General features: G+C 73.3%; 21 protein-coding genes and 1 pseudogene. 11 read left to right on the top strand and 11 right to left on the bottom strand.

The features are described from left to right. Window positions 1-156: 156 nt before the first annotated feature. A complete protein-coding gene (locus ACIOC0_RS22980; RefSeq protein WP_352249474.1) occupies window positions 157-894 on the bottom strand; it encodes a GntR family transcriptional regulator in 738 nt (245 codons plus the stop codon). 129 nt (window positions 895-1,023) lie between these two features. On the opposite strand from ACIOC0_RS22980, the pseudogene ACIOC0_RS22975 reads away from it, so the two are divergent. Then, a pseudogene (locus ACIOC0_RS22975) lies at window positions 1,024-2,022 on the top strand (Gfo/Idh/MocA family oxidoreductase); the annotation flags it as partial. Window positions 2,023-2,286: 264 nt separating this feature from the next. Here the strand turns inward: ACIOC0_RS22975 and ACIOC0_RS22970 are convergent. Further along, complete coding sequence (locus tag ACIOC0_RS22970; RefSeq protein ID WP_352249412.1) at window positions 2,287-2,949, bottom strand: response regulator transcription factor; 663 nt, start codon at window positions 2,947-2,949, stop codon at window positions 2,287-2,289. A 13-nt stretch (window positions 2,950-2,962) separates the two neighbouring features. Continuing rightward, window positions 2,963-4,348 carry a sensor histidine kinase gene (locus tag ACIOC0_RS22965; protein WP_402157146.1) on the bottom strand — a complete coding sequence of 462 codons (1,386 nt, stop codon included), beginning with the start codon at window positions 4,346-4,348 and terminating at the stop codon, window positions 2,963-2,965. 222 nt (window positions 4,349-4,570) lie between these two features. On the opposite strand from ACIOC0_RS22965, the gene ACIOC0_RS22960 reads away from it, so the two are divergent. Continuing rightward, window positions 4,571-4,771 carry a hypothetical protein gene (locus ACIOC0_RS22960; RefSeq protein ID WP_402157145.1) on the top strand — a complete coding sequence of 67 codons (201 nt, stop codon included), beginning with the start codon at window positions 4,571-4,573 and terminating at the stop codon, window positions 4,769-4,771. A gap of 116 nt (window positions 4,772-4,887) precedes the next feature. Here ACIOC0_RS22960 and alc read toward each other — a convergent pair whose 3' ends face one another. Together alc and allB are read right to left on the bottom strand one after the other, a co-directional pair. Next, window positions 4,888-6,003: an allantoicase gene (gene alc / locus ACIOC0_RS22955; protein ID WP_402157143.1), complete on the bottom strand. Its 1,116-nt coding sequence runs from the start codon at window positions 6,001-6,003 to the stop codon at window positions 4,888-4,890. 53 nt (window positions 6,004-6,056) lie between these two features. After that, complete coding sequence (gene allB / locus ACIOC0_RS22950; RefSeq protein WP_402157165.1) at window positions 6,057-7,439, bottom strand: allantoinase AllB; 1,383 nt, start codon at window positions 7,437-7,439, stop codon at window positions 6,057-6,059. Between the two features lie 283 nt (window positions 7,440-7,722). Between allB and ACIOC0_RS22945 the strand changes: the two genes are divergently transcribed. Then, window positions 7,723-8,517, top strand: a complete 795-nt coding sequence (locus ACIOC0_RS22945) for an IclR family transcriptional regulator (protein WP_402157141.1) — start codon at window positions 7,723-7,725, stop codon at window positions 8,515-8,517. A 104-nt stretch (window positions 8,518-8,621) separates the two neighbouring features. Here the strand turns inward: ACIOC0_RS22945 and ACIOC0_RS22940 are convergent, their stop codons facing one another. Further along, window positions 8,622-8,942 carry a DUF5955 family protein gene (locus ACIOC0_RS22940; RefSeq protein WP_402157140.1) on the bottom strand — a complete coding sequence of 107 codons (321 nt, stop codon included), beginning with the start codon at window positions 8,940-8,942 and terminating at the stop codon, window positions 8,622-8,624. 172 nt (window positions 8,943-9,114) lie between these two features. Between ACIOC0_RS22940 and ACIOC0_RS22935 the strand changes: the two genes are divergently transcribed. Further along, window positions 9,115-9,714, top strand: a complete 600-nt coding sequence (locus tag ACIOC0_RS22935; protein WP_402157139.1) for an NTP transferase domain-containing protein — start codon at window positions 9,115-9,117, stop codon at window positions 9,712-9,714. 124 nt (window positions 9,715-9,838) lie between these two features. Beyond that, on the top strand, window positions 9,839-11,473 hold the full coding sequence (gene aceB, locus ACIOC0_RS22930; RefSeq protein WP_402157138.1) for a malate synthase A: 1,635 nt from the start codon (window positions 9,839-9,841) through the stop codon (window positions 11,471-11,473). A 12-nt stretch (window positions 11,474-11,485) separates the two neighbouring features. On the opposite strand, the gene ACIOC0_RS22925 is transcribed toward aceB, so the two are convergent. The 3 genes from ACIOC0_RS22925 to ACIOC0_RS22915 are packed head-to-tail and all read right to left on the bottom strand — an operon-like array spanning window position 11,486 to window position 14,243. Further along, on the bottom strand, window positions 11,486-11,770 hold the full coding sequence (locus tag ACIOC0_RS22925) for a SelT/SelW/SelH family protein (protein ID WP_130437880.1): 285 nt from the start codon (window positions 11,768-11,770) through the stop codon (window positions 11,486-11,488). Then, window positions 11,767-12,681 (bottom strand): HipA family kinase, encoded by a 915-nt coding sequence (locus tag ACIOC0_RS22920; RefSeq protein WP_402157136.1) that lies wholly within the window; start codon window positions 12,679-12,681, stop codon window positions 11,767-11,769. The genes ACIOC0_RS22925 and ACIOC0_RS22920 overlap by 4 nt, the downstream gene beginning before the upstream one ends. Before the next feature lie 35 nt (window positions 12,682-12,716). Continuing rightward, complete coding sequence (locus tag ACIOC0_RS22915; RefSeq protein ID WP_402157135.1) at window positions 12,717-14,243, bottom strand: IucA/IucC family protein; 1,527 nt, start codon at window positions 14,241-14,243, stop codon at window positions 12,717-12,719. A gap of 103 nt (window positions 14,244-14,346) precedes the next feature. On the opposite strand from ACIOC0_RS22915, the gene ACIOC0_RS22910 reads away from it, so the two are divergent. From ACIOC0_RS22910 to ACIOC0_RS22900, 3 genes are read left to right on the top strand one after another with little or no spacing between them, the layout of a single operon-like run. Next, a complete protein-coding gene (locus ACIOC0_RS22910) occupies window positions 14,347-15,864 on the top strand; it encodes an IucA/IucC family protein (protein WP_402157134.1) in 1,518 nt (505 codons plus the stop codon). 44 nt (window positions 15,865-15,908) lie between these two features. Next, window positions 15,909-17,171, top strand: coding sequence for a VWA domain-containing protein (locus ACIOC0_RS22905; protein ID WP_402157133.1), 1,263 nt, complete (start codon window positions 15,909-15,911; stop codon window positions 17,169-17,171). Continuing rightward, complete coding sequence (locus ACIOC0_RS22900) at window positions 17,171-17,971, top strand: hypothetical protein (RefSeq protein ID WP_402157131.1); 801 nt, start codon at window positions 17,171-17,173, stop codon at window positions 17,969-17,971. The genes ACIOC0_RS22905 and ACIOC0_RS22900 overlap by 1 nt, the downstream gene beginning before the upstream one ends. 74 nt (window positions 17,972-18,045) lie before the next feature. On the opposite strand, the gene ACIOC0_RS22895 is transcribed toward ACIOC0_RS22900, so the two are convergent. Next, entirely contained in the window at window positions 18,046-18,678 is a 633-nt protein-coding gene (locus tag ACIOC0_RS22895; RefSeq protein WP_402157130.1) for a winged helix-turn-helix transcriptional regulator, read from the bottom strand. Between the two features lie 81 nt (window positions 18,679-18,759). Between ACIOC0_RS22895 and ACIOC0_RS22890 the strand changes: the two genes are divergently transcribed. Next, window positions 18,760-19,968 (top strand): pyridoxal phosphate-dependent aminotransferase, encoded by a 1,209-nt coding sequence (locus ACIOC0_RS22890; protein WP_402157128.1) that lies wholly within the window; start codon window positions 18,760-18,762, stop codon window positions 19,966-19,968. A 19-nt stretch (window positions 19,969-19,987) separates the two neighbouring features. On the opposite strand, the gene ACIOC0_RS22885 is transcribed toward ACIOC0_RS22890, so the two are convergent. Next, window positions 19,988-20,434, bottom strand: coding sequence for an ATP-binding protein (locus tag ACIOC0_RS22885; protein WP_402157127.1), 447 nt, complete (start codon window positions 20,432-20,434; stop codon window positions 19,988-19,990). Between the two features lie 156 nt (window positions 20,435-20,590). Here ACIOC0_RS22885 and ACIOC0_RS22880 point away from each other — a divergent pair, with 156 nt between their 5' ends. Together ACIOC0_RS22880 and ACIOC0_RS22875 are read left to right on the top strand one after the other, a co-directional pair. Beyond that, window positions 20,591-21,442: a Scr1 family TA system antitoxin-like transcriptional regulator gene (locus ACIOC0_RS22880; protein WP_402157126.1), complete on the top strand. Its 852-nt coding sequence runs from the start codon at window positions 20,591-20,593 to the stop codon at window positions 21,440-21,442. Beyond that, window positions 21,439-21,633, top strand: a complete 195-nt coding sequence (locus ACIOC0_RS22875; protein ID WP_402157125.1) for a DUF397 domain-containing protein — start codon at window positions 21,439-21,441, stop codon at window positions 21,631-21,633. Before ACIOC0_RS22880 ends, ACIOC0_RS22875 begins: the two co-directional genes overlap by 4 nt. Window positions 21,634-21,648 lie beyond the last annotated feature (15 nt).

Raw genomic sequence — 21,648 nt, 5'->3', positions numbered from 1 at the left:
GTGCGGTGAAGATTCGACACCTCCACCACACACGGGGGCCTTCGCCACGATCAAGACCGACCCGCGTTAACAACGCTCGTGATCAATACACCTAGTGCCCGCACCGGGCGTCGGCAGCCCGGCGGCACCGCCGCGCGGCCCACGGCACGGCGACGCTCAGGGCCGTACGAGCAGCTGGAACTCGAAGGCGTAGCGGCTCGGCCGGTAGATGTGGTCGCCGAACTCGACCGCGCGGCCGGTGTCGTCGAAGGTCGTGCGCTGCATGGTGAGCAGCGGGGCGCCCTCCGCCTCGGCGAGCCGTTCGGCCTCGGCGGAGGTGGCGGCACGGGCGCCGATGGACTGGCGGGCGCTGTGCAGGGTGATCCCGGCGGCCCGCATCAGCCGGTACAGGCCCGTGGCCTCCAGTTGCCGCGTGTCCGGGTCGAGCAGGCCGGCGGGCAGGTGGTTGCACAGGTACGCCATCGGCTCCCCGTGCGCCAGCCGCAGCCGCTCCACCCGCTGGACGTCACCGCCCTCGGGGACGCCGAGGGCGGCCGCGACCTCGGCGGACGCGGGGACGAGGGTGTTGACGAGGACCGTGGTCGCGGGGCGCTGCCCGGCCGCTTCCAGATCGTCGTAGAGGCTGCTCAGCTCCAGCGGGCGTTTGACCTGGCTGTGCACGACCTGGGTGCCGACGCCCCGCCGGCGCACCAGCAGGCCCTTGTCCACGAGGGACTGGATCGCCTGCCGCACGGTGGGCCGGGACAGACCGAGCCGGGCGGCGAGCTCGATCTCGTTGCCGAGCAGGCTGCCGGGAGTGAGCGATCCGTGCTCGATGGCGGCTTCGAGCTGCTGCGACAGCTGGAAGTACAGGGGCACCGGAGAGCTGCGGTCCACTCGGAGTTCGAGCTGCACGGTCGGGTCCACTTCAGGTTTCGGCACGGGCCGAGCGTAGCTCCGCGGCCGGTTGACGGGAAGTAGTGTAGTTCGGTTGTCCGGACATACGCATTGACAGCGCGCCGACTCCGACGTCACCTTGAACACATGCGCATCGGGGTCATCGGGACGGGCCGCATCGGCACCATTCATGCGAGGACGCTCAGCCGTCACCGGGAGGTCGGATCCCTCATCCTGACGGACGCGGAGCCCGCGCGGGCCCAGGAGCTGGCGTACCGGCTGGGCGAGACGGCCGCGCCGGGCGTGGACGAGATCTTCCGGTGGGGCGTGGACGCCGTGGTCATCACGACGGCGACCTCCGCGCACGCCGAGCTGATCGGCCGGGCCGCCCGCTCGGGGCTGCCGGTCTTCTGCGAGAAGCCCATCGCCCTGGACCTGGCGGGCACCGCGGCGGCGATCGCCGAGGTGGAGGCCGCCGGGACCGTCCTGCAGATGGGCTTCCAGCGCCGCTTCGACGCGGGGTACACGGGAGCGCGGGACGCCGTGCGCTCGGGACGGCTCGGGCGGCTGCACACCGTGCGCGCGGTGACGTCGGACCAGTCGCCGCCCCCACCCGCCTGGCTGCCGCTGTCCGGCGGGCTGTTCCGGGACGCGCTGATCCACGACTTCGACGTGCTGCGCTGGGTGACCGGGCGCGAGGTGACCGACGTGTACGCCACCGGGTCCGACGCCGGCCCCGCGATGTTCCGCGCCGCCGGTGACGTGGACACGGCCGCCGCGATTCTCACCCTGGACGACGGCACCCTCGCCACGGCGACGGCGACCCGCATGAACGGGGCGGGCTACGACGTGCGCATGGAGCTGGCCGGCGAGCTCGACCAGATCGTCGTGGGCCTGGACGACCGCACCCCGATCGCCTCCACCGAGCCGACCGGTCCCCCGGCGGCGGACAAGCCGTGGACCGGCTTCCTGGAGCGCTTCGGCCCCGCCTACGAGGCCGAGCTGACGGCGTTCGTGGACGTCCTGCGGGGTGTGCGCCCCAACCCCTGCGACGGCCGGGAGGCGCTCCAGGCACTCCGTGTCGCCGAGGCGTGCGAGGTGTCCCGCCGCGAGCGAAGAGCGGTGTCGCTCACCGAGATCCCGGGGGCGGGCCCGGCACAGGGCGACCCCGCCGCCGCACGGGAGCCGGAGACGCACCACCCGCACGCCCCTGGCGAAGGCACGGGATTACGGCCGCGGGCCGCGCCCGCAGCGGATGAGGTTCCCGGCGTGTACGACGCCTACACGGTCCCCTGGGCGTACGAGACGCCCGGCGTGACCGGGGCGTGGCACGGCGGCCCGGCGACGTACGGCGGCCCGCCGGCTCACACCTACGGATGACCCCGCGCGGAGACCCCCGGGAATGCGGCCTCAGTCGTCCAGCAGTCCCGCGTCGTGCGCGAGCAGCGCGATCTGCACCCGGTTGTTGAGGTCGAGTTTGGCGAGGATGCGGGAGACGTGCGTCTTGACGGTGGCGACGCTCATGAACAGGCCGGCGGCGATCTCGGCGTTCGACTGCCCGCGGCCGACGGCGACGGCCACCTCGCGTTCGCGTTCCCCCAGGGCCGCGACGCGTTCACGCGCGCGGGAGCGCCGGGTGTCGGCGGCGGCGTCGGCAGCGTGGTCCATCAACTGGCGGGTGACCGTGGGCGACAGCACGGGGTCGCCGGCCGCGACCCGGCGTACCGCGTCGAGGATCTCGGCGGGCGGGGTGTCCTTGAGGACGAAACCGGCGGCGCCCGCGCGCAGGGCGCGCAGGACCTGCTCGTCGGCGTGGAAGGTGGTCAGGACGACGACCTGTGGGGCGTCTTCGCGGGAGCGCAGCCGTTCGGTGGCGGTCAGACCGTCCACGGACGGCATGCGGATGTCCATGAGGACCACGTGCGGACGGGTGCGGTCGACGAGCGCCTCGACCTCGCCTCCGTCGCCGGCCTCCCCGACGATCTCTATGTCGTCGGCCCCGCCCATCATGAAGGACAGCCCGGCGCGCACCAGGGGGTCGTCGTCTACGAGGAGGACTTTGATCGCAGTCATGGTGCGTACGTAATCATGCCTGCGGCAGGCGAGTTGACCCCCCGGAGGGCGCACCCACGCGCGCGTGGGCGTGCTGCTGCGCCGTCGCCGGCCAGGGCAGCCATGCGCGCACCTCGAAGCCGCCGTCGACGCGCGGTCCGTGTTCCAGGCGGCCGCCGGTGAGAGTGGCTCGTTCGACGAGGCCGATCAGCCCCTGGCCGGAGCCGGGGACGGGGGGCACCTCGCCGTCGGGGGCGGGGTTGCGGACGGTGACGGCGAGGCCCTCGCCGGGGGCGCCCGCGACGGTGACCGCGGCCTCCGTGCCGGGGGCGTGCTTGCGGGCGTTGGTCAGGCACTCCTGGGCGATCCGGTACGCGGTGCGGCCGACGGAGGCGGGGACCGCGCCGGGGTCGGTGACGCGTTGTTCCAGGGCGACCTTCATGCCCGCCTCGCGGGACTCCGCGACCAGCGCGTCCAGGGCAGCCAGCGTCGGCTGGGGGCGGCCGGTGTCGTCGGGCGCGTCGGCCCGCAGCACGCCGATGATCTCCCGCAGGTCCTGGAGGGCCTCGTGCGCGCTCTCACGGATCACGCCGGCGGCTCTGACGATCTCCTCGCGGGGCGCGTCCGGCCGGAACTCCAACGCGCCCGCGTGCACGCTGAGCAGGGTCAGCCGGTGGGCGAGCACGTCGTGCATCTCGCGGGCGATGGCCTCGCGGGCCAGCCGCTGCGCCTGCTCGGCGCGGAGCCGCGCCTCCGTCTCGGCGCGCCGGGCCCGGTCGCGCAGGCTCAGCATGAGCTGTCGCTTGGAGCGCACGAACATGCCCCAGCCGATGATCGTGACGCTGAACAGCAGTGTCCACACCACGGCCGGGCCGTAGGACAGATCCGGGTCCGGGCGGGCCCACAACACCACCGGGATCAAGGCGAGATGGCCGCCGCCGATCCAGGCCACGTGCCGGAAGGGCCGGTGGACGGCGAGGGTGAAGAGGGCGATCGCGCCGGCGCCGCCCGAGGTGGTCGACAGGAAGCCGACCGGGATCGCCCCGAGCGCGAGAGCGACGGGCCAGCGGCGGCGCAGCCAGGTCGCGGCACAGGCGAGTGCTCCCAGGAGCTGGTCGGCGACGAGGACGGAGCGCGGAAGGCCCGCTTCGCCGGGGAGCGTGTCCGCCACGAGCAGGCCGATACCGACCGCGACGAGGAAGCAGGTGAAGTCGACCACCCAGTCGCGCACGGTACGGCGCGGCCGGGCCCCGGACCGGCCGTTTCGACCGGACCACCCGGTCCGCTCAGCCGGCTCGCCGCCCGCGCCCCTCTTGTCCCAGTTCTCCGTCTCCAGCTCGGCGGCCACCGCGGACGGCAGCAGCCATCGGCGGCCCGGGAAGGCGGGCGCGGTCGGCGCGGACTGGTCGTCACCCCTCATGGTCGTCGAATCTACGCAGTCGGCGGCACCACCACCGCCCGTCCGACGGGATCGGCGACCAAAGCGAGCCGATGCGCGACGGAGGGCGGCGGACACTCCGACCGAAGGATGACAAGGCGCATGCTTTCGGCGTGGGGGCCTGCCGTCGGCGACGACTTCCGTCGCGGGCGCACCGCCCACCGGCCGATGCGCCCGCGGGACCGGCGGGGCCAGGGTGGGGGCATGAGGCAGCTCCTGGAGGTAATCGGATTCGTCGCCCTGGTGCAGGGCATAGCCGGCCTGGTGCACGAGTTCACCGACCTGCACTGGGGGCTGGTGCAGCAAATGGGCTTCCTCGACGGCTACGAGGTCTACGCCAGCGTCGCGCTGCTGGTGCTCTCCTTCGCCCTGTTCGCCATGGCGGAGGCCCAGAAGCCGCGGTGACACCCGTCGACGGGCGTGCACTGAAAGCGCCGGGCCGCGACCCCGGTGGCCGCGCTCACGGCCGGGCCCCGCGCATCGCCCGCCCGGCGCCCCGGGGGAGAGGGCGCCGCCGCGGTTCAGCCGCCCAGTTCCTGGCAGCGGGCCGCCAGCCTTGCCGCGCCTCCGGTGGTCAGGGAGCCGAACAGGCGCAGTCGGGAGATGCCGCCGTCGGGATAGACGTCCACGCGCGCGTGCGTTCCGACCGCCGGGGCCGGCAGGACGAAGCGGTGGTTGGTGTCGGGCTGGAGGCGGGTGCGCGGGAGGATCTCCCGCCAGTCGCCGTCCTCACCGTCCCTGACGGAGACCGCCGCCCAGCCGGCGCTGTTGCCCTTCAGGTACGCCGTGTCGATCTCCAGGGCGCGGATGTGGGCCTGGGCGGCCAGCCGGTAGCGGATCCAGTCGTGGCCGTGGTCGCGGCGGCGGCGGGTCTCCCAGCCGTCGTCCATCTTGCGGGAGCGGCCCGGCCGGATGGTGTTGCCGGCCGGTGAGTAGAAGCGGTCGGAGGCGTCCTCGACCTGGCCGCCGTTCTCCAGCGCGACCACGTCGAACGCGCCGAGGGCGGTGAGCCAGGCGGCGTCGGGGACGACCTCGCCGTAGACGCGCAGGCGGGCGATGCCGCCGTCGGGGTGCTGGTTGACCCGGAGATGGGTGAAGCACTGCTCCGCGGCCACCTCGAACCCGTTCGCCGCGTGGCCGCCCACGGGGGTGCGGGGGACGAGCGTCGTCCACTTCACGTCGTCCGCGAGCAGTTCCCGCGGGGACGGGGAGCCTGGCGTCGACGTGCCCTCGACGGACACCGCCTGCGGATGGTTGCCCCGGAAGTGGGCCGTGTCGACGACGACGCCCCGGACGACGCCGGGCGCGCCGAGCCGGACCAGCGCCCAGTCGTGGTCGTCCGCCGTGGGCCACGGGTGCTCGGCCGAGGCCCCGCGCCGGCGGCGGGTCTCCCAGCCGTCCATGATCTTGCCCTTGTGGCCGAAGCGTTCCGGGTCGAACACGGCGGGCCCGGGCAGCAGCAGGTTCTCCCGGTCGGCGAAGAACTCGTCGTTGGCGGCGATGACCGAGGCGCCGAGCTCCCGGGCGGCGAGGTCGGTGTACCGGGTGAAGGGGAAGTCGGCGGTGCGGTAGTCCGCGTACGGGTCGCCGCCGCCGTACGGGTTCGCGTCGCCGGTGAAGCTCGGTATCGCCGTCACGGGGTGCCTTTCGACTGTCGGCCGTGGGATGCGGGTGCGGGGACGGGCCCGGGTCAGTGGGCCCGCGTGAGGAGCCGGCCCTTCGGCGCGGTGAACTCGCCGTCGGCGAGGATGCGTTCGCCGCGCAGCCAGGTGGACTTCACGACGCCGTGCAGGGTCTTGCCGGCGTACGCCGTGACGCGGTTGCGGTGCTGGAGGGCCGCCGGGTCGACGGTGAAGGTCTCGTCGGGGGCGAGGACGGCGAAGTCGGCGTCGCGGCCCGCCTCGATGGCGCCCTTGCGGTCCAGGCCGACGAGCGCCGCGGTGCGCGTGGACATCCAGCGGACGACGTCCTCCAGGCCGTGGCCGCGCCGTCGCGCCTCGGTCCACACCGCCGGCAGGCTCAGCTGGAGTCCGGAGATGCCGCCCCACGCGGTGGCGAAGTCGCCGGTCTTCAGGTCGGCCGTGGACGGGGAGTGGTCGGTGACCACGCAGTCGACGGTGCCGTCCGCCAGCGCCTTCCACAGCAGATCCTGGTTGGCGGCCTCACGGATGGGCGGGCAGCACTTGAACTCGCTCGCGCCGTCGGGGACTTCCTCGGCGGTGAGGGTCAGGTAGTGCGGGCAGGTCTCCACGGTGAGGCGGACGCCGTCGGCCTTCGCGGCGGCGATCAGGGGCAGGGCGTCGCTCGACGACAGGTGCAGGACGTGCACGCGCGCGTGGAGGCGTTCCGCCTCGGCGACGAGCACGGCGATCGCGCTGTCCTCGGCCTGGCGTGGCCGGGAGGCGAGGAAGTCGGCGTACCGGGGGCCGCCGCGCTGCGGGGCGGCGTCGAGGCGGTGCGGGTCCTCGGCGTGCACGATGAGCAGGCCGCCGAATCCGGCGATCTGCGCCATCGACCGGGCCAGCGCGTCCCGGCCGAGGTGGGGGAACTCCTCGACGCCCGAGGGCGAGAGGAAGGCCTTGAAGCCGAAGACCCCGGCGTCGTGCAGCGGGCGCAGGTCCTCGACGTTGCCGGGCAGGGCGCCGCCCCAGAAGCCGACGTCGACGTGCGCCTTGTCCGCGGCGGTCCGCTGTTTCGTGCGGAGGTGCTCGACCGTCGTGGTGGGCGGGAGGGAGTTGAGGGGCATGTCGACGAGGGTGGTGATGCCGCCGGCCGCCGCGGCGCGCGTGGCGGTCCAGAAGCCCTCCCATTCGGTGCGGCCCGGGTCGTTGACGTGCACGTGGGTGTCGACGAGGCCGGGCAGCAGGACGTCGTCGCCGAGGTCCTCCAGACGAGCGCCCTCGGGCGGCCTCGCGTCATGGGGCAGGACGGCCGTGATGACGCCGGCGGCCACCGCGACGGAGGCGGCGCGCATGCCCTCCGGGGTGACGACCCGCGTCGAGCGCAGCACCAGATCCGCGTCGGCGAGCGCCGGTCCGGCATCGGAGGGCGCCGGTCCGGCATCGGAGGGCATCAGCTCGGCGTCGGACACTCGGGCCCCTCTCTGCCGCTGTCGCACCACAGGTTTCAACGTTCTGTTGAAGGAGTGTTCACTTCCGGCCGGGCACCGTCAAGGGCACACCCCTCGGCTCTCCTCTCCCTCGCTCTCCACCATGCCCCACCGTCGCCACCCTGGACGTTTCCGTGAAGTGAAATCAGAATTCCAGGTGACAGACGGCGACCGCGCGCGAGCCAGGGCGCGACCGGCCGCCGGGTACGCTTCAGATCTTCCCGCCAGCCCCGAAAGGAACGCGCCCGTGCCGACGTCCAGCGCCAGCGCCACCGACTCCACCAAGTCCGCCGGCGGAGGAGTCCAGTCCCTCGAGCGCGCCTTCGACCTGCTGGAGCGGATGGCGGACGCGGGCGGCGAGGTCGGGCTCAGCGAGCTGTCGGCGAGCAGCGGGCTGCCGCTGCCCACCATCCACCGTCTGATGCGCACCCTGGTGGCCTGCGGATACGTCCGCCAGCAGCCCAACCGCCGGTACGCCCTCGGCCCGCGTCTGATCCGCCTCGGCGAGTCCGCGTCCCGGCTGCTCGGCACCTGGGCCCGCCCCTACCTCGCCCGTCTTGTCGACGAGACCGGGGAGACGGCGAACATGGCGCTGCTCGACGGGGACGAGGTCGTCTACGTGGCGCAAGTGCCGTCGAAGCACTCGATGCGGATGTTCACCGAGGTCGGCCGGCGGGTCCTGCCGCACTCCACGGGCGTCGGCAAGGCGCTCCTCGCGGACTTCGGGGACGACCAGGTGCGCGCCCTGCTGGCCCGCACGGGCATGCCCGCCGCGACGGAGAAGACCATCACCACCCCGGACGGCTTCCTGGCGGCGCTGGCGGAGGTCCGGAGGTCCGGTTACGCGATCGACGACAACGAGCAGGAGATCGGCGTCCGCTGCCTCGCGGTGCCGGTGCCGGACTCCCCCACCCCGGCGGCCATCTCCATCTCGGGCCCGGCGGGCCGGGTCACGGAGACGGCCACGGAGCGGATCGTGCCGGTGCTGCAGCAGGTCGCCGGAGCGCTGTCCGAGACGCTCGCCACGCGGAACGACGCGTAGCCGGCCCGCCGCGTCCCACCGGGCGCTCGCCGCGCCGGGGCCGGGTACCGCCCCCACGGCGTCCCCGGGCGCGCCGCCCCCGCCCACGGCGTCCCCTGGCTGCGCTACCCCCGCCCCCGCGGCGGCTCGCCGAACAGGTCCACCGCCCGGCGCACCTCCGACAGCGCGCCGGACAGCGCGCTCATCGAGCCGAGCGCCCCGGCGATCAGCAGCAACGACCTGCGCAATCGCGGGACTTCGGGCACGCCGTGGACGGTCATCGCGGCGAGGGCGGCGAGTTCGTCCTCGGCGATGCCACGGTCCGGGAACTCGGCCGGGTGGGCGGCGAGTTGGCGGCGCAGCCGGGACACGGCGGTCCGCAGTCCAGCCACCCTGGGATCCTCGTCACTGCCGGTCACCGGCCTCTGCCCCAAGCTCCGCAACACAGCGTTCCCCCCTCGTGCGCGCCTCCGTCGTGCCCCGCGAGCATCCCGTGGCGGTGGCCGGACGCCGGGGGACGTCAGTAAACGCCACCCGGCACCGGCCGCGCCACCGTGAGGACCGAAATTCAGCCCGGCGAAACCGTGTGGACGCCTGCGCGTCAGGTATGCAGAAGGCATGCCGCACACCCACGACCAGGTTGCCGGACTGCTGCTCGCCGCGGGCGGGGGGCGCCGCCTCGGCGGGCGACCCAAGGCGCTGCTGACGCACCGGGGGCGTCCGCTCGTCGAGCACGCCGTCCAGGCGCTGCGCACGGCGGGCTGCGGGCGCGTCCACGTGGTCCTCGGGGCCACCGCCGACGCCGTACGGGAGAAGGCGCGGCTCGACGGGTGCGTGCTCGTCGACAACACGGGGTGGGAGCAGGGAATGGGCGGCTCGCTGCGCCTCGGGCTGGAGTCGCTGGCCGGGACCGGCGCCCGGGCCGCGCTGGTGTGCCTGGTCGACCAGCCCGGGGTCGGCGCGGAGGCGATGGCCCGGGTGCTCGCCGCCCGCCCGTCCGGGGACTCGCTCGCGGCCGCCTCCTACGACGGCCGGCGCGGCCACCCGGTGCTGCTCGGGGCCCGCCACTGGGCGGGCGTCGCCGCCGGCGCGACCGGCGACCAGGGCGCCCGCGCCTACCTGAACGCGCACGGCGACGAGCTGACGCTGGTGGAGTGCGGGGACGTGGCGCAGCCGTACGACATCGACACCGAGGCCGACCTGTGGCGGCTGGAGTGACCTCGGCGGGACCGGCGCGCGCGGCGCAGCACGGCATTGAACTTCCACGATGAGGAAACTACTATCCACTGACGCCGATCAAGTGGTGTGCGCCGACCCGCCCCGCCGAAGGAAGTGACCGCTCATGGCAGCCCCCGCGCCGTCCCCGCAGGCCGTAGTCGACGCCGAGCCCCTGCCGCGGCAGGAGGAGGTCCTCACCGAGGCGGCCCTCGCCTTCTTGGCCGAACTGCACCGCCGCTTCACCCCGCGCCGGAACGAACTCCTCGCCCGCCGGGCCGAACGCCGCGCCGAGATCGCCCGCACCGGCACGCTCGACTTCCTCCCGGAGACCGCCGCGATCCGCGCCGACGACTCCTGGAAGGTGGCCCCCTGCCCCGCCGCACTGGAGGACCGCCGGGTCGAGATCACCGGCCCCGCCGACCGCAGGATGACGGTCAACGCCCTCAACTCCGGTGCCCGGGTGTGGCTCGCGGACTTCGAGGACGCCTCCGCGCCGACCTGGGAGAACGTGGTCCTCGGCCAGCTCAACCTCATCGACGCCTACACCCGGAACATCGACTTCACCGACCCCGTCTCCGGCAAGACGTACGCCCTGCGCCCCGACGACGAGCTCGCCACCGTCGTCATGCGCCCGCGCGGCTGGCATCTGGACGAGCGGCACCTCGTCGACGCCGAGGGGGTGCGGGTGCCCGGCGCGCTCGTCGACTTCGGCCTGTACTTCTTCCACAACGCCCGGCGCCTGCTCGACCTCGGCAAGGGACCGTACTTCTACCTCCCCAAGACCGAGTCGCACCTCGAAGCACGCCTGTGGAACGACGTGTTCGTCTTCGCGCAGGACCACCTCGGCATCCCCCGGGGCACGGTGCGCGCCACGGTCCTCATCGAGACGATCACGGCCGCGTACGAGATGGAGGAGATCCTCTACGAACTCCGCGAGCACGCCTCCGGGTTGAACGCGGGCCGCTGGGACTACCTGTTCTCCGTCATCAAGAACTTCCGTGACGCCGGGCCCGAGTTCGTCCTGCCGGACCGCAACGCCGTGACGATGACCGCCCCGTTCATGCGGGCGTACACCGAACTCCTCGTCCGCACCTGCCACAAACGCGGAGCGCACGCGATCGGCGGCATGGCGGCGTTCATCCCGTCCCGCCGGGACGCCGAGGTGAACAGGGTCGCCTTCGAGAAGGTCCGCGCCGACAAGGACCGCGAGGCCGGCGACGGGTTCGACGGGTCCTGGGTCGCCCACCCCGACCTCGTCCCGATCGCCATGGAGTCCTTCGACAAGGTCCTCGGCGACCGGCCGCACCAGAAGGACCGGCTGCGCGAGGACGTCGACGTCCGGGCCGCCGACCTGATCGCGATCGGCTCGCTGGACGCGAGGCCCACGTACGAAGGTCTGGTCAACGCCGTCCAGGTCGGCATCCGCTACATCGAGGCGTGGCTGCGCGGACTCGGTGCGGTGGCCATCTTCAACCTGATGGAGGACGCGGCCACCGCGGAGATCTCCCGCTCGCAGATCTGGCAGTGGATCAACGCGGGCGTGGAGTTCACGCACGAGGGGCGGACCGTGCGGGCCACCCCCGAGCTGACCCGCCGGGTCGCCGCCGAGGAACTGGCGGCAGTCCGTGAGGAGATCGGCGAGGAGGCGTTCGCGTCGGGGCACTGGCAGCGGGCCCACGACCTGCTGCTCCAGGTCGCCCTGGACGAGGACTACGCGGACTTCCTGACCCTGCCCGCGTACGAGCGGCTCGAAGGCTGAGCGCCGCGCGCCTCAGGGCGCGGGCTGGTCCGAGTGGCCCAGGGGCTTGCCCGGGGCCACCCGGTCGCGTACGAGGCGCTTGACCGCCGTGGGCTCCGGGAAGCCCTGCTCACGGCGGTCCCACACCACTTCGTCGTTCACCCGGACGACGAAGACGCCGCCGGTGCCGGGCCGCAGGGCCAGCTCGGTGAGCTCCGTCTCGAAGGTCGTCAGCAGCTCCTGCGCGAGCCAGGCGGCGCGGGGCAGCCAGCGGCACCGGGTGCAGTACTCGATCTCCACGCGCTGAACGTCGCTCATCCCAGGTGCACCGACCAATCCTGTTCCGCGGCCGGCTTGCCGTGCAGGTCGGGGACCCGCTTGAGCCAGTCCGGCCGTCCTTGCTGCGTCTTCGCCGCCCGCAGGGCCTCCTCGGCGGCGAGTTCCTCCCGGGTGGGGAAGTCCGTGGGCAGCCAGGCCGCCGAGGCCTTCACGCGCGCGTGGAGGTGGTCCACGTACGCCGTGCGGGCGTCGTCGGGCGTGGCGAACGCCGGGTCGTCCGCGAGCCAGGCGTCGGGGACCTCGTCGAGGATCTCCCGGAGCAGTTCCCCGGTCACCCGGGGCGCCAGCTCCGCGTCGGCGGCGCGCACGTCGGGCGCGTACCGGCCGAGGGCGTGGTGGCGGAAGTCGTAGGCCTTCGCGGGGTCGGCGCCGTCCCAGCGGTGGTGGAAGACGAGTGCGGCTCCGTGGTCGATCAGCCACAGCCTCGGCGGTACGGTCCCGGAGGTGGGCCACACCATCAGGTTGGAACTGTGGACGGTGCGGTCGACGTTGACGGTGAGCGCGTCGAGCCAGACGATCCGGCCCGCCTCCAGCGGGTCCACGGGGAAGGTCTTCGCGACCTCGGGGGTGAAGTCGCGCGCGCCGGGCAGGCAGTCCATGCCGAGGTTGAGTCCGGCGCTGGCGGCGTGCAGGTCCCGCACCTCCTGGTGCGGCTCGCCGTCGGCGATCGCCGGGTCGAAGCCGACCATGACCAGTTCGGGGAAGCGCAGCCCCAGGGCGCGCGCCAGTTCGCCCACGACGATCTCGGCGACCAGCGCCTTGCGGCCCTGCGCCGAACCGGTGAACTTCACGACATACGCGCCGAGGTCGTCGGCCTCGACGACGGCGGGGACGGAACCGCCGGACCTCAGCGGTTTCACATAGCGAACGGCAGTCACGTGGCGCAGCACACCGGTCAGCCTAGTTCAGGTCGTACGGGGCCGGATCACGCGTCGGCCAGGGGGTTGGGCAGGGGCAGGTAGCGGGCGTCGGCGCCGTCCGCGCCGGTCCAGCGCAGCAGCAGGTTCGTCTTGCCGGGCAGGGTGGGCGCGGCGAGCAGGGCGCGGACCTCGGGCAGGTCGTGGCGGGCGAGTTCACGGCGGGCGGCGGGCCAGGGGTCCAGTCCGGGCCGGTGCTCGGCGAGGGCGGCGGCGACCTCGGTGAGGTGGTTGACGACCAGGCAGTACACGAGCCGTTCCCAGCCGGCGGCCCGCGCGACGTCCGGCAGCAGCTTCACGCCCTCCGCGTCGCGGAACAGGGCCTGCACCGGCGTCCCGCCGGCGTCGACGGCGACCAGGGTGTTCTGAAGATGCGCCTCCAGGACGACGCCGTGGTCGGCGAAGGCGCCGAGCACCGGCGGGACGACGGCGGCCAGGTACGCCTCCCACCAGGCAGCCGGGTCGGCCGCGCGGTGCGGGGGGCTGCCCGCGAAGCCCTCGACGAGGCCGGCGGCGAGCAGCGGGGTCGCGCCGGGCAGCAGATGGCCGCGCAGGCCGTCGCGGACCAGCACGGCGAGTTCCTCGAAGGCGAAGTCGGCGGTGCGGTAGCCCCGGTCGCTCAGCCAGGCCGCCGGGCCGCCGGCCGCCGTGAACGCGCGCGTGACGGCCGCGTCGGTCCGGCGGAGCCGGAGCAGGTCGTGGCGCCAGAGCCGGCGGATGTCGTTGGTGATGCGCACGTCGAGGCTGAACTTCAGGAACAGGTCGGGCCCGGCCGCGTACAGGGTGCGGATCGCGGCGGTGGGCCAGGCGTCGAAGGCGGTGACGCCGAGGCGGACCAGCCGGCCGTCGGCGAACGCGGGGGCGAGGGCGCGGCGCGCCAGGTCGAGCTGCCAGGGGTGGGCGGGCAGCAGCCGGTAGCCGGGCGGGGCCTCGCCGAGGGCGTCGAGCGCGGCGGTGTCGCCCTCCTCGACGACCGTGTCCTCGCGCAGCCCGAGCAGGACCAGCGGGAAGCGGGCGTGGGCCTCGGGGGCGTACGGCAGCCAGGCGCTCGCGGGGCCGCCGCCGCGCGCCTTGGGGGCGGGGTGGTGGGGGTGGCCGGTGAGGAGGGACTGCTCGGAGCGCAGGTAGGGGTCGTCGGGCGGGGTGGCACGCGCGCGTGCGGTGAGCAGGGCGGCCACCGCCTGCCGGCTGTCGAGCATCTCGGCGGGCAGCTCGTGGTTGGCGAGCCCGGTGTGCCGGCGCAGTTCCTCGCCGGCCAGGGAGACGAGCGCTCCGTGGTCGAGGCGGCGCCAGGCGCCGGCGGTGTACACCTCGGGTTCGGTGGGGCGCCGGGCGCCGCGCACCCGCAGGACCCGGCCGGACGGCAGCCGGTGCACACGGCGTCCGTCGCGCTCGGACAGCGGTTCCCCGACCTCCCGCAGCAGACAGTTCAGCAGGGGCGCGCCCGCGCAGGCTTCGGCGCGGGCGGCGAGGCCGTCCCGTCCGGCCCGGTCGGCGGACGCCGGGGCCTTGGCGGTCGGGGGGATGAGGTCCACGGGTTGTACTCGTTCCCTACGGTTCTTCTCGGGCGGGGACGATCAGTATCGCGGTCGTCACGAGCCGTCCGTGACGCCGTACCCGTACCCGAGGAGTCCGCCCGTGCACCGTCCCCCCACCGCCGAGGCCGAGGTGGCCGCCGAGCTCGCCGGGGTGCGCCCCGCGCTCGGGCCCCGGTTCGCCGCCGAGCTGCCGGGGGCCCGCGCGGCCGTGCTGACGCGGCTGTGGCGGGCGCTGGCCCATGAGCCGCTGCTCTGGATCGAGCGCCGCGAGGCGGGCCGGGAGGGTCTGGCGCTGCGCCTTGCGGACGGTCGCCTTCTGGACGGCCCGCCCGCGGATCCGTACGCGACGACCGGCAGCGTGACGGAGGTACGGCTCGACGGGGTGGCGTACGACGATCCCGCACGGCTGACGACGCAGCTCGCCGTGCCGCACGGCGACGGCTTCGCGGCCGAACTCGGCGACAGTGTCGCGTCGTTGGCTCTCTCGCGGGCGGGGGCGGCGAGCGGCGGAGCCGGTCCGGGCGGATGGCCCGCGCACGACTGGGAGTGGGAGCAGCGTGTCGTCGACGGGCATCCCTACCATCCCAACTGCCGTTCCCGGCCCGGTTTCTCGGTGGCGGAGCAGCTCGCGTACGGCCCCGAGCACCGCCCCCCGCCGGTACAGCTGACGTTGCTGCCTGCGCCGGTCGCGGAGTGCCTGGTCACGGGTGGCTGGCCGACCGAACTGCGGGACGGGCGGGACGTGTTGATCCCGGTGCATCCGTGGCAGGCGGCGCACGTCCTCAAGCGGTCCGGCCTGCCGGGTCCTGCCGCGCACCCGCTGATGTCGTTGCGCACGCTCGCGGTGCCGGGCGGCCCGCATGTGAAGACGGCGCTCAGCGCCCGGCTGACGTCGTCGGTGCGGGACATCTCGGTCGGCTCGGTCGCCTCCGCCGCGGTGCTGTCGGCGTTCGCGGAGACGCTGGCGGCGCGCACGGACGGTCTGCTGCACATGACGCGGACGTGGGGCGCGGTCACCGCCGACTCCCCCGATCTGGCGGCTCTGTTGCGCGAGTCGCCGGCGGCGTACGCGGGGCCGGGCGAGCATGTGACGCCGGTCGCGGCGCTCGCCACCACCGAACTCCCCTCACGGCCGGGCTGGTTGGCGGAGTTCGCGCGGCTGAGTCTGGCCGTCGGGCTGCGGCTGCTGGAGCTGGGCGTGGCGCTGGAGGCGCACGGACAGAACCTGCTGGTGGTGCTGTCGGCGTCGGGCGCCCCGCTGAGGCTGGTCTACCGCGACCTCGCCGACATCCGGGTCAGCCCGGCCCGGCTGGCCCGGCACGGCGTACCGCTGCCCGAGCTGCCGGAGCGGATCCGCACGGACGACGTACGGGCGCTGCGCCGCAAGCTGTTCGGCTCGCTCGTCGGGGGCGCGCTCGCGGGGACGGCGGGCGACGGGGAGACGCTGCGGGCGGCGCTGGCGGCGGCCGTCCGGGAGCTGCCGCGCACGCCCGATCTCGACGCGCTGCGCGAACAGCCGCTGCCGGTCAAGGCGTTGACGCTGATGCGGCTGTCCCCCGAGGTCGCGGGCGACCAGTGGACCGTACTGCCCAATCCGCTGCGGTCGCACGGCATCTGAGGCCGTTTTTGTGGCGGAGCGCCTCCGATCAATAGGATCCGCCGATGATCAGAACACAACGGCTGGCGGCGGGCGTGGCGGCACTGCTCGCCACGCTCGCGGTCGGGATCGCGTTCCCGTCCGGGGCGGTCGCCGACGAGACCACAGCCAACGCTCCGAAGGTCGACCTGGTCCTCGACGTCAGCGGCTCCATGCGGGCCAAGGACATCGACGGCGGGACCCGGATGGCCGCGGCCAAGCAGGCGTTCAACGAGGTGCTCGACGCCACCCCGGAGGGCGTACGGCTCGGCATCCGCACCCTCGGCGCCAACTACCCCGGCGACGACCGGCAGACGGGCTGCAAGGACACCGCGCAGCTCTACCCGGTCGGCCCGCTGGACCGGACCGAGGCGAAGACGGCGGTGGCGACGCTCACGCCCACCGGCTGGACCCCGATCGGCCCGGCGCTGCTGAAGGCGGCCGGGGACCTCGACGGTGGCACCGGCTCCAAGCGGATCGTGCTGATCAGTGACGGCGAGGACACCTGCGCGCCGCTCGACCCGTGCGTGGTGGCCCGGGAGATCGCCGCCAAGGGCATCGGACTGACCATCGACACCCTCGGTCTGGTCCCCAACGTCAAGATGCGCCAGCAGCTCAGCTGCATCGCCGAGGCCACCGGCGGCACCTACACCTCGGTGGAGCACACCGAGGAACTCGCCGACAAGGTGAACCAGTTGGTGGACCGGGCGGCCGACCCCGTGGTGACGCCGGTCGCCGTCGGCGGCGCGGAGTCCTGCACCGCCGCGCCGGCGCTGAAGTCGGGCCTGTTCACCGATCGCGAGGAGTTCGGCCGGCAGCGCTGGTACCGGGTGGACGTCGAGCCGGGCAAGGAGCTGCGGGCCTCGGTGAGCGTGGCGGCCGACCGGGCCGTGAACCCCTCCTACGGGGTGCTGCTGCGGGCGGTCACCGTGCACGGCCGGGAGATCGTACGGGGGGAGGCCGCGGGCAACGGCCGCACCGACGTCGTCTCGGCCGGTCTGCGCTACCCGAAGGCGGAGAGCGACGAGGAGGACGCGCCGGCGGAGACGGTCTGCCTCCAGGTGACGAACTCCTTCTCCCCGGCGGCCGGGGTGAAGACCACGCCCGGCATGCCGCTGGAGCTGACGGTGGACGTGGTGGACGGCCCGTCCCCGGCGAGCGACGTGGCCTCGTTCGGTCTGGGCCGCGGCTGGTGGCTGCTCGGCGCGCTGGTGCTGGCCGGCTTCGTCGCGGGCCTGCTGTGGGGCTGGCTGTCACGCTGGCGTGTCGCGATCTGGAGGACCAACTGATGCGGATCACACGCGTGGTGAGCGCGACCCTGCTGGCGCTCGGCTTGGCGGCGGCGCCCGCCGCGGCCGACTCGACGCCCTCGGCGAGCCCCTCCCGGGACAGCGCGGCGCCCACCCGGGCGGGCACGTCGTTCCGCACCGCCACGGAGGTCGACCAGGGCCAGAAGGCGACCGCGAGCGCGTCCACGGGCGACTACCTTTACTGGTCGTTCCCGGCCGACGCCGGCCAACGGCCCACCGTGAAGGCGACGGTGAAGCTCCCCGAGGGCCATACCGGCCAGACCTGGCAGATCGACGTGTACGACGGTCTGCGCCGCCGCCAGGCCTGCCAGTACGGCGCCCAGACGCGCACCGCCGCCGCGGGCGCGGCCTCGGTCGAACTCGCCTGCGTCCTGCGCACGGTGCGCGCCTGGTCGGAGCCGTGGGCGAACGACCCGCTGCCGGGCACGTACTACGTCCGTCTGACCGCCGTCGGGCTGAAGACGGCCGACCTCGGCCTGCCGGTCTCCACCGAACTGCGGGTGGACTCAAAGGACATGGGCGGTGCGGCGGCGGTGGACGGCAGCCTCGCCGAGCCGCTGGTGCCGGGCGTCGCGGTCAAGTCGGACGCCGAGAAGGACGATTCGTCCTCGGCGGTGCTGTCGAGCATCGAGCCGGACGACGGCTGGTCGTCGGGCTGGTGGTCGGACCGCTGGGTGTGGACGGCGATCGGCGGCATGCTGGCCGCGCTGGCCGGCATCGGCGGTTACGCGCTGACCCGGGGCACGGGGCGCCCGCCCGGGGTGCCGCCGCAGGCGTAGCCGGCGGGCGCGCGAGCGCCTGAGCGATCCTCAGAAGGCCTGTCACGCATACGTGGCAGGCCTTCTCCCATGCCTCACGCTTCACACAGCGCCTTGGCCAGCGGGCCGTCACCGCTCACGCCGACGCGCCCGGCCCGCACCGCGTCGGGCAGGGTCAACTCCCCACGCGCGAGGGCCTCCGCGGTGCCGGCGTCCAGGGTGAGACGCGCGTCGGGCTCGCCGGGCGCGGCGCCTTCGCCGTAGATGGGCGCGTCCCGAGCACCCACCAGAAGATGGAACTCCCCTTCCTCCAGCACCACTTCCACGACCCCGTCGCCCTCGCCCTCCAGCGCGCGCAGCAACGGCAGCGCGAACCAGTGGGCGCGTACGGCGTCGGTGGGCTGCCGCTCCCCCAGTTCCCCCTTCCCCCACGCCCCGAGCGCCTGCAGGACCGGCAGCAACCCGCTCCCGCGCGGGGTGAGTTCGTACACGTAGGCCGCTCCGGGCGGGGGCAGCCTGCGGCGGGTGGCGAGGCCGTCCCGCTCCATGTCCCGCAGCCGGGAGGCAAGGACGTCCGTGCTGACGCCGGGCAGGTCGGCGTGCAGGTCGGTGTAGCGGCGCGGGCCGGCGAGCAGCTCCCGGACGATCAGCAGGGTCCAGCGGTCGCCGACGACGTCGAGCGCGCGGGCGGCGGAACAGTACTGGTCGTAGCTTCGGCGACGAGACATGCGAGGCAGTCTAGACATGTCGTTGGACTTTCCAAGCGGTGACTTGGTAAAACCAAGCAACCCCAGATACCGGAGGGACGCATGGAGTTCCGGCAGTCGAACAAGCTCAGCGAGGTCTGTTACGAGATCCGCGGCCCGGTGATCGAGCACGCCAACGCACTGGAGGAGGCGGGCCACAGCGTGCTGCGCCTGAACACGGGCAACCCCGCACTGTTCGGCTTCGAGGCGCCGGAGGAGATCATCCAGGACATGATCCGGATGCTTCCCCAGGCCCACGGATACACGGACTCGCGCGGCGTCCTGTCCGCCCGCCGGGCGGTGGCCCAGCGCTACCAGAGCCGGGGCCTGGAGGTCGACGTCGACGACGTCTTCCTCGGCAACGGCGTCTCCGAGCTGGTCTCCATGGCCGTGCAGGCGCTGGTGGAGGACGGCGACGAGATCCTCATCCCGGCCCCCGACTTCCCGCTGTGGACGGCGGTGACGACCCTCGCCGGCGGCAAGGCGGTCCACTACCTCTGCGACGAGCAGTCGGAGTGGTACCCGGACCTGGACGACATGGCGTCGAAGATCACCGACCGCACCAAGGCCGTCGTGATCATCAACCCGAACAACCCCACCGGGGCGGTCTACCCCAAGGAGATCATCGAGGGCATCCTCGACCTGGCCCGCCGCCACGGCCTGATGGTCTTCGCCGACGAGATCTACGACCAGATCCTCTACGACGACGCCGTCCACCACTCGGCCGCCGCGCTCGCCCCCGACCTGGTCGTCCTCACCTTCTGCGGACTGTCGAAGACGTACCGGGTGGCGGGCTTCCGCTCGGGCTGGCTGGTGGTCACCGGCCCCCGGCAGCACGCCAAGGACTACCTGGAGGGCCTGACCATGCTGGCCTCCATGCGCCTGTGCGCCAACGCGCCCGCCCAGTACGCCATCCAGGCCGCGCTGGGCGGCCGGCAGTCCATCCGCGAACTGACCGCGCCCGGCGGCCGGCTGTGCGAACAGCGGGACGTGGTCTTCGAAAAGCTCAACGAGATCCCGGGCGTCTCCTGCGTCAAGCCCAAGGGCGCGCTGTACGCCTTCCCGCGTCTCGACCCGGCGGTGCACCGGATCCACGACGACGAGAAGTTCGTCCTGGACCTCCTTCTGCGCGAGAAGATCCAGGTGGTCCAGGGCACCGGCTTCAACTGGCCCTCCCCGGACCACTTCCGCATCCTGACGCTGCCCCACGCGGAGGACCTGGAGGCGGCGATCGGGAGGATCGGCCGGTTCCTCGGGGGATATCGGCAGTAGGACGCTGGGCGTCGACCCTTCAGCCGAGCACGACCTCGCACCACACCGTCTTGCTGAAGCCGTCGCCCCAAGTCACTCCCCAGTGGCTCGACAACGCCTCGACCAGGATCAGGCCCCGGCCGGACTCGGCGTCCGCGGCGGGCGGCCGGAGGGTGCCGGGCGTGGGTGGGCGGCGGCCCGGTCGGGGGTCCGTCACCTCGATGCGAAGGGTGGCGTCCTGCGGGTAGAGCGTCAGGCGGAGCCTGAAGTCACGGCCCCGCTCCCTGCCGTGCCGTACGGCGTTCGCCGCGAGTTCGGCGACGAGGAGCGCGGCGGTGCCGTTCGCGTCCGTCGCGTAGGGCCAGCCCCAGGTGTCGAGTTGTTCGGCCGTCAGGCGCCGGGCCAGGCGGGCGCCCCTGGGGGTGGCGGAGAGCCGGACCGTGGACTGACGCGAGGTGGGGGCCGACTGGGCGATCTCCGAGTTCATGTCACTCAGCGTGGTCGATCGACTCTACTCTGAACAGGGACATCAGCGGTACGCGGCGTCACTGTCCGGTCGCCGTCCGGGTCTGTCCGGGCGGCGACGCGTGACGCGTGGGGCCGGTGGGGAGTTGGGATCGAACGGCACGAGGAGGTGTCCGGGGTGGGCGCGACGGGACAGGGGCACGTCGAGGAACCGCACGGCGACGACGAGGAGTCGACGGCTGTGCTGCGGACCGTCGGCAAGGTGATCAAGATGTTCCGGGAGCGGAAGGGCTGGACCCAGGCCGAGTTGGGGGCGGCGATCGGGTACAGCGAGGAACAGGTGTCCTCGGTGGAGCGGGGACGACGCGCGCCGAAGCCGCAGTTCCTGGAGGCGGCGGACGAGGCGCTGGCGGCGGGTGGGCTGATCGCCGGGCTGCGCAAGGACGTGGAGGAGGCCCGGTACCCGAAGAAGGTGCGGGATCTGGCCAAGCTGGAGGCGCAGGCGGTCGACCTGGGGGCTTACGCCAGCCACCACATCCACGGCCTGTTGCAGACTCCGCAGTACGCGGAAGCCCTGTGCGCCATGCGCCGACCGACGTACACCGAGGACGAGATCAGCCGTCACGTCGCCGCGCGCATGGCCCGCAAGTCCGTCTTCGACCGTGTACCCGCGCCACTGCTCAGTTTCGTCCAGGAAGAGGTGACACTGCGTCGGCCCCTCGGCGGCAAAATGGTGTTGCGGCAGCAGCTCGAACACCTGTTGAAGGTCAGCGCACTGAGGCACGTCGAGATCCAGGTGATGCCCACGGACCGTGAGGACCACGCAGGCATGGCCGGCTCGCTGCAACTGCTGAAACTCAGTGAGGGCAAGACGGTAGGGCACTCCGAAGCCCAGCTGCACAGCCACCTGATCAGCGGCCCCAGGGAGGTCCAGATCCTGGAGATGCGCTATGGAATGATCCGCGCGCAGGCTCTCACCCCCCGGGAGTCACTGGCCTTCATCGAGAAAGTCCTGGGAGAGGAAACATGACGCTCACGCCTTCAGCTCCACTGAACTGGATCAAGAGCAGCTACAGCAGCAATGACGGCCCCGAATGCGTCGAGGTCGCCTTCACCCCCAGCACCATCCACATACGGGACTCGAAGATCGCAACAGGCCCCCAACTCATCTTCGGCCCCACGCAGTGGGCCGCCTTCCTCACGTACGCCGCCGACCGCTGACCGGGCACGCGGCGT

The organism is Streptomyces sp. NPDC088254 (assembly GCF_044740925.1).
Classification (GTDB): Bacteria; Actinomycetota; Actinomycetes; order Streptomycetales; family Streptomycetaceae; genus Streptomyces.
The sequence above is the reverse complement of the archived record's forward strand: the minus strand, read 5'-3'. Positions and strand labels throughout refer to the sequence as shown.

What these genes read in the sequence shown, in the direction of transcription:
- ACIOC0_RS22970 (WP_352249412.1), bottom strand. Translation starts at nt 2,949, where the DNA reads ATGACTGCGATCAAAGTCCTCCTCGTAGACGACGACCCCCTGGTGCGC.
- ACIOC0_RS22965 (WP_402157146.1), bottom strand. Translation starts at nt 4,348, where the DNA reads ATGAGGGGTGACGACCAGTCCGCGCCGACCGCGCCCGCCTTCCCGGGC.
- ACIOC0_RS22960 (WP_402157145.1), top strand. Translation starts at nt 4,571, where the DNA reads ATGAGGCAGCTCCTGGAGGTAATCGGATTCGTCGCCCTGGTGCAGGGC.
- allB (WP_402157165.1), bottom strand. Translation starts at nt 7,439, where the DNA reads ATGCCCTCCGATGCCGGACCGGCGCCCTCCGATGCCGGACCGGCGCTC.
- ACIOC0_RS22935 (WP_402157139.1), top strand. Translation starts at nt 9,115, where the DNA reads ATGCCGCACACCCACGACCAGGTTGCCGGACTGCTGCTCGCCGCGGGC.
- aceB (WP_402157138.1), top strand. Translation starts at nt 9,839, where the DNA reads ATGGCAGCCCCCGCGCCGTCCCCGCAGGCCGTAGTCGACGCCGAGCCC.
- ACIOC0_RS22925 (WP_130437880.1), bottom strand. Translation starts at nt 11,770, where the DNA reads ATGAGCGACGTTCAGCGCGTGGAGATCGAGTACTGCACCCGGTGCCGC.
- ACIOC0_RS22905 (WP_402157133.1), top strand. Translation starts at nt 15,909, where the DNA reads ATGATCAGAACACAACGGCTGGCGGCGGGCGTGGCGGCACTGCTCGCC.
- ACIOC0_RS22900 (WP_402157131.1), top strand. Translation starts at nt 17,171, where the DNA reads ATGCGGATCACACGCGTGGTGAGCGCGACCCTGCTGGCGCTCGGCTTG.
- ACIOC0_RS22895 (WP_402157130.1), bottom strand. Translation starts at nt 18,678, where the DNA reads ATGTCTCGTCGCCGAAGCTACGACCAGTACTGTTCCGCCGCCCGCGCG.
- ACIOC0_RS22890 (WP_402157128.1), top strand. Translation starts at nt 18,760, where the DNA reads ATGGAGTTCCGGCAGTCGAACAAGCTCAGCGAGGTCTGTTACGAGATC.
- ACIOC0_RS22885 (WP_402157127.1), bottom strand. Translation starts at nt 20,434, where the DNA reads ATGAACTCGGAGATCGCCCAGTCGGCCCCCACCTCGCGTCAGTCCACG.
- ACIOC0_RS22875 (WP_402157125.1), top strand. Translation starts at nt 21,439, where the DNA reads ATGACGCTCACGCCTTCAGCTCCACTGAACTGGATCAAGAGCAGCTAC.